The sequence below is a fragment of the Actinotignum sanguinis genome (assembly GCF_030230305.1).
GTDB lineage: Bacteria > Actinomycetota > Actinomycetes > Actinomycetales > Actinomycetaceae > Actinotignum > Actinotignum sanguinis.
Window position 1 is genome coordinate 84,558 of record NZ_JASPCQ010000005.1, and the last position, 11,819, is coordinate 96,376.

At 61.1% G+C, this 11,819-nt stretch carries 11 protein-coding genes; 8 read left to right on the top strand and 3 right to left on the bottom strand.

Annotated elements, in window-relative coordinates:
• The first annotated feature begins 154 nt into the window (after window positions 1-154).
• The gene (locus QP828_RS04245; RefSeq protein ID WP_274732514.1) at window positions 155-772 is read left to right on the top strand and encodes a VIT1/CCC1 transporter family protein; all 618 of its coding nucleotides are present in this window, start codon (window positions 155-157) and stop codon (window positions 770-772) included.
• 102 nt (window positions 773-874) lie between these two features.
• Window positions 875-1,921: an LLM class flavin-dependent oxidoreductase gene (locus tag QP828_RS04250; protein ID WP_126135069.1), complete on the top strand. Its 1,047-nt coding sequence runs from the start codon at window positions 875-877 to the stop codon at window positions 1,919-1,921.
• Window positions 1,922-2,022: 101 nt separating this feature from the next.
• On the opposite strand, the gene QP828_RS04255 is transcribed toward QP828_RS04250, so the two are convergent.
• The gene (locus QP828_RS04255; RefSeq protein WP_274732511.1) at window positions 2,023-2,961 is read right to left on the bottom strand and encodes a hypothetical protein; all 939 of its coding nucleotides are present in this window, start codon (window positions 2,959-2,961) and stop codon (window positions 2,023-2,025) included.
• 144 nt (window positions 2,962-3,105) lie between these two features.
• Between QP828_RS04255 and QP828_RS04260 the strand changes: the two genes are divergently transcribed.
• From QP828_RS04260 to QP828_RS04275, 4 genes are all read left to right on the top strand, one after another.
• Window positions 3,106-3,627 carry a peptidylprolyl isomerase gene (locus tag QP828_RS04260; RefSeq protein WP_087070133.1) on the top strand — a complete coding sequence of 174 codons (522 nt, stop codon included), beginning with the start codon at window positions 3,106-3,108 and terminating at the stop codon, window positions 3,625-3,627.
• Window positions 3,628-4,069: 442 nt separating this feature from the next.
• Window positions 4,070-5,566, top strand: a complete 1,497-nt coding sequence (locus QP828_RS04265) for an ATP-binding protein (RefSeq protein ID WP_274732507.1) — start codon at window positions 4,070-4,072, stop codon at window positions 5,564-5,566.
• Window positions 5,567-5,650: 84 nt separating this feature from the next.
• Window positions 5,651-6,319, top strand: coding sequence for a rhomboid family intramembrane serine protease (locus QP828_RS04270; protein ID WP_274732505.1), 669 nt, complete (start codon window positions 5,651-5,653; stop codon window positions 6,317-6,319).
• 255 nt (window positions 6,320-6,574) lie between these two features.
• Complete coding sequence (locus tag QP828_RS04275; RefSeq protein WP_274732503.1) at window positions 6,575-8,734, top strand: CAP domain-containing protein; 2,160 nt, start codon at window positions 6,575-6,577, stop codon at window positions 8,732-8,734.
• A gap of 120 nt (window positions 8,735-8,854) precedes the next feature.
• Here the strand turns inward: QP828_RS04275 and QP828_RS04280 are convergent, their stop codons facing one another.
• Together QP828_RS04280 and QP828_RS04285 are read right to left on the bottom strand one after the other, a co-directional pair.
• The gene (locus QP828_RS04280; RefSeq protein ID WP_026428940.1) at window positions 8,855-9,994 is read right to left on the bottom strand and encodes a 6-phosphofructokinase; all 1,140 of its coding nucleotides are present in this window, start codon (window positions 9,992-9,994) and stop codon (window positions 8,855-8,857) included.
• Between the two features lie 3 nt (window positions 9,995-9,997).
• Window positions 9,998-10,375 (bottom strand): cell division protein CrgA, encoded by a 378-nt coding sequence (locus QP828_RS04285; protein ID WP_126135064.1) that lies wholly within the window; start codon window positions 10,373-10,375, stop codon window positions 9,998-10,000.
• A 257-nt stretch (window positions 10,376-10,632) separates the two neighbouring features.
• Between QP828_RS04285 and QP828_RS04290 the strand changes: the two genes are divergently transcribed.
• Window positions 10,633-11,538: a class E sortase gene (locus QP828_RS04290; RefSeq protein ID WP_274732499.1), complete on the top strand. Its 906-nt coding sequence runs from the start codon at window positions 10,633-10,635 to the stop codon at window positions 11,536-11,538.
• A 69-nt stretch (window positions 11,539-11,607) separates the two neighbouring features.
• Window positions 11,608-11,766, top strand: a complete 159-nt coding sequence (locus tag QP828_RS04295) for a hypothetical protein (RefSeq protein WP_164545900.1) — start codon at window positions 11,608-11,610, stop codon at window positions 11,764-11,766.
• The last annotated feature ends 53 nt before the right edge of the window (window positions 11,767-11,819 follow it).

An 11,819-nucleotide genomic window follows, 5' to 3' on the forward strand; every position in this document is an offset into this window, starting at 1 on the left:
CAAAAATAAAAGCCATTATATCTAAGTGAGCGTAGCCTGACCTTCCTATCTTTTCCGCAACTCCCGCATGACAATAGGGGTAGAAGCGCAATCAATGGAGGGCGTAGTTGTGGAGAAGTGTGCAATTGAAGCATGTCAATTCAAGCATGGGGACATGGGTCTCCTAAAGTCTCCCGGTGTCACGCCGGGTATCCCGGGTGTGTTGGGTGCCGAAGCGATGAACCGGCTGCGGGCCGGGGTACTCGGCGCGAACGACGGAATCGTCTCCGTGGCCGCGGTGGTGATCGCCATGGGTGGCGCGCGGGCCTCGAGCACCGCGATTCTGCTGGCCGGGCTCGCCGCCCTCATCGGTGGCGCAGTATCCATGGCGCTCGGTGAATACATTTCCGTTTCCTCCCAGCGCGATGCAGAACTTGACGCACTGCGGCGCCGGGCGGGTGTAGCGCGTTGGCGCCCCGGGGTAGGCACACCAGGCACGGAACATGACGCGGAACATGACATCGTCTCCCCCGTCGGTGCGGCCTTCTCTTCTTTCTTCTCCTTCCTTGCCGGTGGTGCGGTTCCCTTCGCCGCCAGCTTGCTCGCCCCGCTCGGTGTCATTGCCCCGCTCTGCTTCGTGGTCACCATTGCCGCGCTGGCGCTCACCGGTTGGATCGCCGCGTGGATCGGCCAAGTCCCGCCGCTGCGCCCCGCCATCCGCACCGCCGTGGGCGGTACCCTCGGTCTCGCCCTCACTTTTGGTATGGGAGCGCTTTTCGGTCAAGTAGTGTAGAATTCAATCAGTGGGTGGCTCCGGCTGGTTCTGCGGCGAAGCGCAGCCCGGCCGCGTGGCCCCGACCCACCGGATCTCACCCGGCCCTCGAAAGGACCTGATATGACCTACACCTTCGGAATCGATACTTTTGGCGATGTCACTGCCGATCCCTCCGGCACCAAGCTCAGCCACGCTCAGGTGGTGCGCAATGTGGTGGCCGAAGCGGTGCGCGCCGAAGAAGTCGGCGTCGACATTTTCAATATCGGTGAACATCATCGCGACGATTACGCAATCCCCGCCCCCGATGTGGTCCTCGCCGCGATCGCCACACGCACGCAACGCATCCGCCTCTCCTCCGCGGTGACCGTCCTCAGTTCAGACGATCCGGTCCGGGTGGTCGAACGTTTTGCCACCGTGGATGCCCTTTCCAACGGCCGCGCCGAACTCATGGTGGGCCGCGGTTCCTTCACCGAATCTTTCCCGCTGTACGGCTACAACCTGGCCGATTACGAGGATCTCTTCAACGAAAAACTCTCCCTGCTCACGGAGCTCCTCGCCCGCAACGGCCAACCCGTCACCTGGAAGGGCGGGCATCACACCCAAGCGCTGAACGCCGTGACGCTCTACCCGCCACTCGAACACGGTCCACTGCCCACCTGGGTCGCCGTGGGCGGCAGCCCGGAATCGGTGGTGCGCGCGGCACATTACAAGCTGCCGCTCATGCTCGCCATTATTGGCGGCCCCACCTCGCGTTTTGTTCCGTTCACGGATTTGTATCGGCGTGCCTGGGAACAGTTCGGGAACGACGGCGCAGCTGAAGTCGGCTACCACTCGTACGGGTATGTTGCTCGCACCGATGAAGAAGCCGTGGCTGACTTCTTCGACTATTACGTGGAAACGAATTCCCGGATCGGGCGGGAGCGCGGCTGGCGCCCGCCCTCGCGGGAGGCTTTCCTCTACGAGGTACAGAACGGGGCGATGGCGGTGGGATCCCCGGAAACGGTGGCCCGTAAAATCGCCACCGGGATGCGTGAACTGGGAGCCACCCGCTATGACCTGAAGGTCTCCTACGGCTCGCAGCCCCATGAGCAGAATCTTTCCTCTATTGAACTCTTCGGTACCGAGGTGATCCCGCGGGTCAAGGAACTGCTGGCCGCGGCCGAGTAGCAGGACGGCGCGGCCCGGGCCGTTATGCCCGAGCCGCGCCGCCGTTCACGCTAGTGCTGCCCTTATTAATTTCGCGAAAGTGTGAGCCTGTTGCGGAAGCTCTACTTCTCCGCGATATCTTCGACGATATCCTTGGCCTGGTCAGCCGCGTGCTGTGCGGCTTCCTTGGCCTTATCAGCTACGTCCTCAGCAGCATCCTTGGCTTCGTGGGCGCCCTCCTTGACGGCGTCCTCCGCCCGGGAGCCAGCACGCTTGGCCTTATCGGCAACGTCCTCAGCTGCGCTTGCGGCGTCGTCCATAACATGTTCCGCAGTTTCCGCAACTTCCTCGGCACCGGCCTTGGCGGTATCTTCCGCGGGAGCCTTCACGCCGTCCACATCCTCCCAATAGGCTTCCGCCCAAGGATCTTCCGTGGGCTGGGAGCGCTTCCACAGGTAGTAGACCGCAACCCCGAGGCCGCCAACCAGTGCGATAGTGCCGATAACCCGGCCCTTCCGGCGGGACTTCTTCACCGGTTCGGGAGTCTGAATCTCACGCGAAGCCACCCGCGCGATCTTCTGACCGCGTTCGGCCACCGTGCCTTCCCCCTTTGCTGCCTCGGCGGCAGCATGCAGGGCGCGCTGGGCGCGCGGGAGGTAATCGTTACGGACGTTCTCCACGAATTCCGACGCATTATCGCGAGCCTGCTCCACGTAGGGCTTGGCCTTCTCCGCAAGATCGCTGCCCACCGACTTCGCCTGCTCCACGTAAGGCTTCGCCTTCTCGGCCAGTTCCTGGGCGCGTGGTGCCGCCCATTCGTAACCTTGATTTGCGTAATCGCTCAGGCGTTCACCAGCCTGCTTCGCGTAATCCTGGAAATCAGAAGCGGCGCTCTTCGCCTTATGTTCCCACTTCTTTTGGTGCCGCTTCCCCTTGAGCTGGGCTTTCTTTGCGGTGCGTTCGGCCTGGCCGCGCAGGTCATCGATCTTCGCCATAATGGCGTCAACCTCCCGCTGCGCTTTCTTGGCCCGCTTGTCCGCGCGGCTTCGTCCACAAGCCATCGTTGACCTCCTACCGTTGAACCACAGAATTTTCCTGCGATTGAGTACCCCTCTATTGTTTCACTTTTCGCACCCTATTTGTCACTTGAATCACGTTTGCTTTTCGCGTGGCATAAAACCATGAGGTGTGCGAGACTTGAGCGCATGGAAGCAATTTTTCACACAAGCGAAGGCGATATTCGCGTCGAACTCTTCCCGAACGAAGCGCCCGAAACGGTCGCTAATTTCACCGGACTAGCTCGCGGTGAACGCGAATGGACCAATCCCGCCACCGGTCAGGCTTCGACCGATCCGCTGTACAACGGAACGATCTTCCACCGCGTGATCTCCGGTTTCATGATTCAGGGCGGGGATCCGCTCGGTAACGGCACCGGTGGTCCCGGTTACACGTTCGACGACGAAATCGCCCCCGGCCTCAACTTTGACGCCCCCTACGTGCTGGCCATGGCCAATGCCGGCACTCGCTTCGGCAAGGGCACCAACGGGTCGCAGTTCTTCATCACGGTGGCCCCCACCCCGTGGCTGCTCGGCAAGCACACCATCTTCGGGAAGGTAGCCGATGAGGAATCCGTCAAGGTTGTGGATAAGATCGCCGCGGTTCCCACCGGCGGGAATGATCGCCCGCTCAATGACGTGGTGATTTCCTCTGTCGAGGTTATCGACTAAGCAATAAGCGAAGTTTCCGCATACGTGATGAGCGGGGTGGTGCCCAGGTACCGCCCCGCTTTTGTATGTCCGCGCCGCCGCCCGCTCCATTGCTGCCCGCTCCGCTGGCCCTTCTGTTACACGCGCCGCTGCCCACCGCGCCGGAACACTCAACTCAACACTCATCCGAACACTCAACTCAACACTCACACACATGAGTGTTGAGTTGAGTGTTAAGTTGAGAGCTTGCGGGTGCGCCCATATTTTTACTTGGGTTAGGAATGGATGAGAGGGTGGATAAGGCGCTAAATAACCTGGTCAAATCGCCTATAGCTAGATTTCGCGCGCTCGCGAGCCGGGTTACGTAATACGTGCCGGTAACACTCATCCCAACACTCAACTTAACACTCACATACATGAGTGTTGAGTTGAGTGTTAAGTTGAGAGTTCGTAGGATGGCAGTATGCACATCCCCACAACAAGCGAGGAAACGGATCGCCTTGTTGAAGATTTTCGCCAACAGGGGCGCGACTCTCAGCACATCGAGGTGAAAGCAGCCGCGCACGGTTTGCCGAAAAGCATCGTGGAGACACTCTCAGCCTTCAGCAATGGTTCGGGCGGTTTGATTGTTCTTGGGCTTGATGAGGCGCATGGTTTCACACCGGTTCCTCATTTCTCGGCAACGCGAATCTATGATGCGCTCGCGGGTGTGTGTAGCGATAACCTCACGCCTCCGGTGCGCGCGGATATTTCCATGGTTCCGTACGGGGACATCACGCTGGTCATGGCCGCTATCCCACCGCTCCAGCCACGCGATAAACCCTGCTACGTCACCGCCCGCAATGTATACGGTGGTTCCTTCATCCGCACCGGCGACGGTGATCGCAAATTATCCGCCTACGAAATTGACCGCCTCCTGGAAAACAAAACACAACCGCATTGGGATACCGACCTGGTGGAAGAAGCCGGCCTCGACTCCCTCGATGATGATTTAGTCCACGCGGTTCTGGAACGCGAACGTCTCAACCATCCGCGCATTTTCGGGAAACTACCGGACGAAACCGCGATGGCACAGTTGCGTATTGTCGGCACGGGCGTGGACGGGAAGCTCCATCCCACCCTTGCCGGCCTCCTCTGCCTCGGTACCTATCCCCAGGAATTCTTCCCGCGCCTCACGGTCACCTACGCGGTATATCCGGGATCAACGAAAGCTTCCTCGCTTTCCGGGCAGCGGCATCTGGACTCGGGGACTCTGGCGGGTCCCATTCCTAGCCTGGTGGCCGACGGTGTCGGCGTCGTCGCAAAAAATATGCGCGTGGGTGGCGTGGTGCGCGGTGCTTTTCGGCATGACCTTGTGGATTATCCGCTCGTTGCGGTGCGTGAGGCGCTCACGAATGCGCTGATGCATCGCGATTATTCTCCGGTGGCGCGCGGTACGCAGGTGCAGTTGAACCTCTACGCGGATCGTTTGGAGGTAATCAATCCGGGTGGGCTATTCGGCACGGTCACCATTGATTCCCTGGGTACAACCGGACTCTCCTCCACACGAAATCAATTCCTGGCTCGGCTGCTGGAATCTACGCCCTTCGAAGAAGGTGGTTTTGTGGCGGAAAACCGGGGGAGTGGCTATCAGGAAATTATGACTCAGCTGGAGCGGGAAATGCTTCCCCCCGCGCGGCCTGTCGACCGCCTGGATAGTTTTAGTCTGACTTTCGAGCGCCGCCGCATGACACCCGCGGAGCAGGGTGCCGCTGCGGGGACCTCCTCGCGTGAACGTATTCTCGACTATTTGCGCACGCATGCCAGCGCCACCAGCCGTGAACTGGCCGGAGCTGCCGGAATTAGCCTGGGCGGCACCCGAGCGGTTCTTAATACGCTGGTTACCGAGGGCGAGGTGCAGCGCACCGAACCGAAGACGAGCCCGAAGCAGCGTTACCGCCTCGCCAAGCCCGGCGCTTAGCTGCCTTATCGCTCACACCCGCGCGCTGTCCGGTACGCTTAATGCAGAGTTGTCGAGCGGGATGACCGCGCAGAGAGGCCGAAAGTGCACAACGTTCCCAAGAAGCGCCGTCTTCAGATCCGCAAACCCGTTCCCTACGTCACCATCACGCTTATTGTGGTAAACGTGGCGGTTTTGCTGGCCCAATGGCTCGACGCGCGCGTGGGGCAAGTCCTCATTTTCGCCCCCGGTATCGCCCACGAAGAGCCCTACCGTTTCATCTCCTCCACTTTCATGCACGCCGGCTTCACGCATTTACTTTTCAATATGTACGCGCTGTGGCTGATCGGTTCGGTGCTCGAGCGCATGATCGGCTGGTGGCGTTTCCTGGGGTTGTACCTGCTCAGCGCGGTGGCCGGGAACGTCATGGTCCTTTACACGGTCTCCACCGACATCGACTACTACACCGGCACCGTCGGCGCATCCGGCGCGGTTTTCGGCATTTTCGCGGCGATGTTCGTGGTGCTGCGGCGTTTCGGCGGCAGCTTCACCCAAATGGCCGTGGTCATCGCGATCAACCTGGCGATCAGCTTCCTGCCCGGCACCAATATTTCCTGGCAGTCTCACGTGGGCGGGCTTCTTATGGGCGCGCTGCTCATGGCTTTTATTTCCCGCCGGCGTCACGTCTCTCGCGCGCTCACCGCCCGCGACATCGCGATTTTGCTGCTCGGCGCGGCATTCCTGGTGGCCGCGGTTTTCTTCGGGTACCGGTAGGGGGGCGGCACGCTGCGCCGTCGTTCTTTTTCTTGGTACGACGCCGCCGCCACCTCGCAATTCGCACCCAAATAACATCGATGTAATTATCCACAGGGTTATCCCCGGTTGGGGATAACGGGGCCCTGAGCTGGGTATGTGCTCCGGGCGGTTTCGCGGACTTCGTGATAGTGCGCAGGGTCACTTATTTTTCAATGTGTATGCCTATATTCTGAAAATTACCTGGGAGTATAGCGCTGATCGAAGGAGACACATATGCGCACAACAGCACTCATGTTGGCGGGAACGCTTCTCGCCCCGCTGGCAGTCCAGGCCCTGCCCGCCGCCCCTGCGCAAGAGCCAGCCCGGCTGGTGTGCGGCGCGGGAAAAATGACCCCGGATCAGATGCGGGCCTGCCTGGCCAAAGCTATTAAAGATCGCGACGCCATCGTCGCTGAGCTGGAAGCCAAAGGGATTGATGTGGCCGAAGCGCGCAAACTCGCGCAGGAATGGGCCAAGGCAGCTAAGGACCGCAGCACCTGGGAAGCGCGGTATAACCAGGAAAAGTACTACGTCGATAACTTCGATCAGGTGAAGAAGACGTACGACGATGCCGCAACCCAGCTTGCGGCGGCTCAGCGTGAATTCGATCAGGCTCAGGCGGAATACAACGCCGCCACCCAGCCTGATCCGGCGGCCGTAGCAGCGGCGCAACGCCAGATGGATAGCGCGAATGCTGCGCTCGAGGCCTCCAAGCGGGAAGCCCAGGCCCGTTGGAATCGCGGCTCGCTCGGATTCTTCGAGGCGATGGGGGATACGGCCGCGGTTGAGGCTTTCTCTGAGACGGGTACCGTGAACGATGTTCCGATTCCGCAATACACCCGTTTCGGGCAGCCTGGCGACGCCACTAATCTGGATCTCATGCGCGACTCAATTCAGCGCGTGGATAAGCTCAATGAGCTGCGGGCGCGCCACGGGCTTGCCCCGCTGAAGATTTCTTCCGCTCTTATGGCTCGTGCCCAGGTCAATGCCAATGTGAATGTGCACGGCGGCTTCTTCGATCACGTGGGTGGTTTCAATTACGGGGAGAATATTGCCGCCATGCCCAGCCGCAATGGGGATCCCTTCACCCTGTGGTATGACAAGGAAAAAGCAGAGTATGACCGGGGCGTGCGCGACTACCCAAAAATTGGCCACTACCTCAATATTATTAAGCCGGAGTACGTGGTTACCGGCTTCGCCATCGCAGATTATGATGCGCATCCCACGTACTTCTTTGGCAATACTTTCGGGCGCGGGGATAGATTTAGCCAGAGCTACCTACCCGGCTACACCACCGCTGAGTACCTGGCCCGCCTGGATGGATATATCGGGAGTGCGCGGGAAAATATGACCCACGGGACTCCCGAGGCGCGCCGCGCGGTGGTGGAAGCACAGGATGCCTTCCAGCGCGCGAATGCGGGTAAGGAAGATCCGGCCGCGCGGGCGAAACTCGATCAGGCCAGGGATACTTTGAAGAGCGCTCGCAGCGTCCACTTCGTTGCCAAACACTCCTACGACGAAGCGCTCAAGGCCCAAAAGAGCTTCCCGGAAACCAAGAAGTCCCGCGCCGAGGCCCTGGCGCATTTCAAGGACATTGATGCCAAACTTTCCGAAGCTAGCGATCTTATCGCGAAGCTCGCCAAGGCCGAAGCTGAGGTGCTGCGCGCCCAAGAGTGGGTGGACCGGATCGATACCCCGGGGCGCCCGGCAGATACCGGCAACGTGTTCTACGTGTCGAATGACTGGACATCCACCCAGGCATCCTCGGTGTTCTCCTATGGCCGAGCCCGCGATGAAGTGCTTGTCGGTGACTGGAATGGCGACGGTACGGATACTTTCGCGGTGCGCCGCGGCAATATGATCTACGTGAAGAACTCCGTGGACGGGGGTGCCGCCGATATTGCCTTCAGCTACGGACGGGTGGGCGATGAGATCCTCGTCGGTGATTTCGACGGCGATGGCCGCGATACTTTCGCGGTCCGGCGCGGCAATACCTTCTATGTTCTCAACTCGCTCCACAGCGGGAACGCCGACCAGGTCATTAACTACGGCCGCTACGGGGACACCGTGTACGCCGGTGACTTCAACGGAGACGGTATCGATACTTTCGCGGTGCGCCGCGGTAGCACCTACTTCGTGAAGAACCACATCTCCTCGGGAATCGCGGATCATGTATTCGCTTACGGGCGCGCTGGAGATGCCACCATCCTGGGTGATTTCGACGGCGATGGCCGCGATACTTTCGCGGTCCGGCGGGCCAACAACATCTACGTCAAGAACTCGCTGGGTGCTGGTGATGCTGATTCTGTGCTCACCTACGGGCGCGTGAGCGACGAGCTCTACGTGGGCGATTGGGACGGAAACGGAACCGATACCCCGGCGGTGCGCCGCTAGCGATCAGCCGCCGTGGCACATATACAGCGCGGGCCGGTTGTTTGGATCAGTTCCAAACTTCCGGCCCGCGGTTGTGTCTACATGCGCCACTTCTCGGTCAGTGACGCGAGGGTTTGTCGCTTAGAGCGCCTCACCCAGGCTGGTGCCGACGGCGCGCGCCGCGGCCACCCAGGGGTGATCCACCGGGACCAACTTGTCCTTCCCGGCCACATCCTCGAGCGGCACCGGCACGGCCTGCCCGTTCTGGGAGGCGATCATCACGCCGGATTTCCCGTGCGCCACCACATCGGCGGCCGCGCTCCCCAGCACGGTTCCCAGCAGCCGGTCCGCGGCGTCGGGAATTCCCCCGCGCTGCACGTAGCCAAGGATGGTTACGCGTGCCTCCAAGCCGGTGGCCTCCTCCAGCTGCTGCGCCACCAGGAAAGTAGATTCGCGCTCGTTTTCCTCAATGGAACGCCGGTGGCTCTTCGCCGCCTCTTTCGCCTCCGGGGTGGGGGCGTGGCGTACTAGGTCATTGGCGGCGGCCAGCTGGGCTGCCACCGGAATAGAATGCGCGCCTTCGGCCACGGCCACCACGGAGAAAGGCCGCCCATTTTCCGCCCGCCGCCGGATCGACGCCGCACACGACTCAATCGAATACGGGATCTCCGGGATGAGAATAATATCGGCACCTCCGGCAATCCCGGCACCCAGCGTAAGCCACCCGGCCCGATGCCCCATCAGCTCCACCACGATAATGCGGTGATGGGAATGGGCGGTGGAATGGAGCCGGTCAATAGCATCGGTGGCGATAGACAGCGCCGTCGAAAAACCGAAGCTGGTGTCCGTGTGCATGATGTCGTTATCGATGGTTTTGGGCAGGTGGATAACGGGCAGCCCGGCCTGCGCCAGCCGATTCGCGTTCTTCGCGGTCCCGCCCCCGCCGATGCACACCAGCGCATCGATATGCTCATCTTCGAGGTTCTGGGCGATCTGCGGAATCATATCCACGTACCCGCCGTTGCCGTCCGGGAACTTATGAACCTTATCGCGCGAGGTGCCCAGCATCGTGCCACCCTGCGTCAAAATCCCGGCCAGCGAATCCGAATCCAGCGGCATATAGCGGTTATTGACGAGCCCGGTAATACCGTTGCGGTACCCCACCAGCTCCATGCCGTACTTGCCCATCGCGGCTTTACCAAACCCGCGGATGGCGGCATTGAGGCCAGGGGCATCACCGCCGGCAGTGAGGATACCGACCCGCTTCACTGCTTTCCCCATCGGCTACTTCCACCCCATCGTCATGAGGAAGCCCACGATCATGAAGCCGAAGCCGAGGAACAGATTGCCGTTATTCCACCCCGGAATGGGGAAACGGCCACCCGTCACGTAAGCGAGCACCACCACGATAAGGCCGATAATCATGAGCGTACACATGACCGGCGCCCACCAGCTCGGCGAGCGGCGATCCTTCTGCGCGACCTTACGGGAGCGCTTCGCCTCATCCTTTTCCCGAGTGGCCTGCGCCGCAATATCGCGCTTGGTGCCGGGGCGGCGCACGTCCTTCGCCGAGGGAGCAGAGCTCTTGCGCGACTTCCGAGCCGGGGCAGCGTTGCCGGTGGCTTCCGAAAGTTCGGGTTCGTCAAACTGTTGATCTGTCATGTTCTACCTTCCGCGGTTCCTTCCGCCCCTAAGCCTAACGAAGTAACGCGCCCGGTGGCGCGCTCAATCGCGCGATTCCTCTGGTATTTTTTCACAAAAGCCGGCGCGGGGCCATGTGCACGGCCGCTGGCGGGTGGCGCGCGGGCGTAGCGGCGTCGTCGTTCCTAAAAGTGAGGGGAGTTATCTCACCGCATTTTTCGAGCCGAAACCACTATTCTGTTTCTAGTACGAATCCGGTGGCAGTGGAAGGTGAGACTATGCGCGAACAGCAGCCCGAACGAGGGCGCCGTGCGGGAAGGCGCGCGGCGGAAGGAAACGCGGCTCGCGCTCCGCGGCACGAAGCTGTGGGGCGGTACCGCCCGGCTACCGCCAGTGCAGGTACGACGCCGCAGCAGCCTGCCGCGCCGGCCGCCACCGCCACCGTCAGCACAACCCGGGCAGGCGCACCCGCCCGGCGCCGCGGCGGCATCCTCAACGCAATTATCGGCGTGATCGGGGAGCTGCTCATTACCGCGGGAATCGTGGTGGGCCTCTTTATCGTGTGGCAGGTCTACTGGACTGACCTGGGCGCGAACCGCGATCAGGCCCAGCAGATCGAAACCGTCAATAAGCAATGGGGCGATCCGCGCGGCACCACCAAGGTGGGGACCCCGCGCACCGACGCCCCGCCGGCCCCGGATCACGTAAATCGCACGGGTGACCTGGAAGGCATTATTTACATCCCGCGCTTCGGTGCCGATTGGCGCTACACCGTCAAATACGGGGTGGACCTGGAAGCCGTGGTGGATACCGGGAGTTTTGGGCATTACCCGGATACCCAGTACGTTGGGGAGATCGGTAATTACGCGATCACCGCGCACCGCCAGACGTACGGCGCGGCCATGCGCGATGTGCCTGAGCTCCAACCAGGCGACCCGATTATTGTGCAAACCAAGAACGCCTACTACGTCTACAAGGTCACCGAGCATGAGGTTGTGCCGCCCACACAGGTAGGCGTGCTGGCGCCGGTACCGAATAAGCCGGAGGAGGCGCCCACCCAGCGCATCCTCACCATTACCACCTGCCATCCGCCCTTTGTGTCCAGCGACCGCTGGATTACCTACGCCACCCTCGATCATTGGGTCGACGCCGCCGAGGGCGCCCCGGCGGAGCTGGTGAAGTAAAAAGTAGGCGGTCGGCTCGCCCCGGGGTGGGCACTAGCAGATATACGTGAAGAAGAAACGGAGCATGCAATGTACGGATTTATTTGGCGGCACCTGCCCGGCCCGACGTGGTTGAAGGTCATCGAGGCCCTTATCATTATCGCCGCGATTGTTTTCGCGCTCTTTGAGTGGGTTTTCCCCTGGATAAATACCGTTTTCCGCCCGCAGGATACCACCATCACGCAGTAGCTGGGCCACGGGGTTAGCCGGACCACAGCTAGCACACGGTAGCACGGTACCAG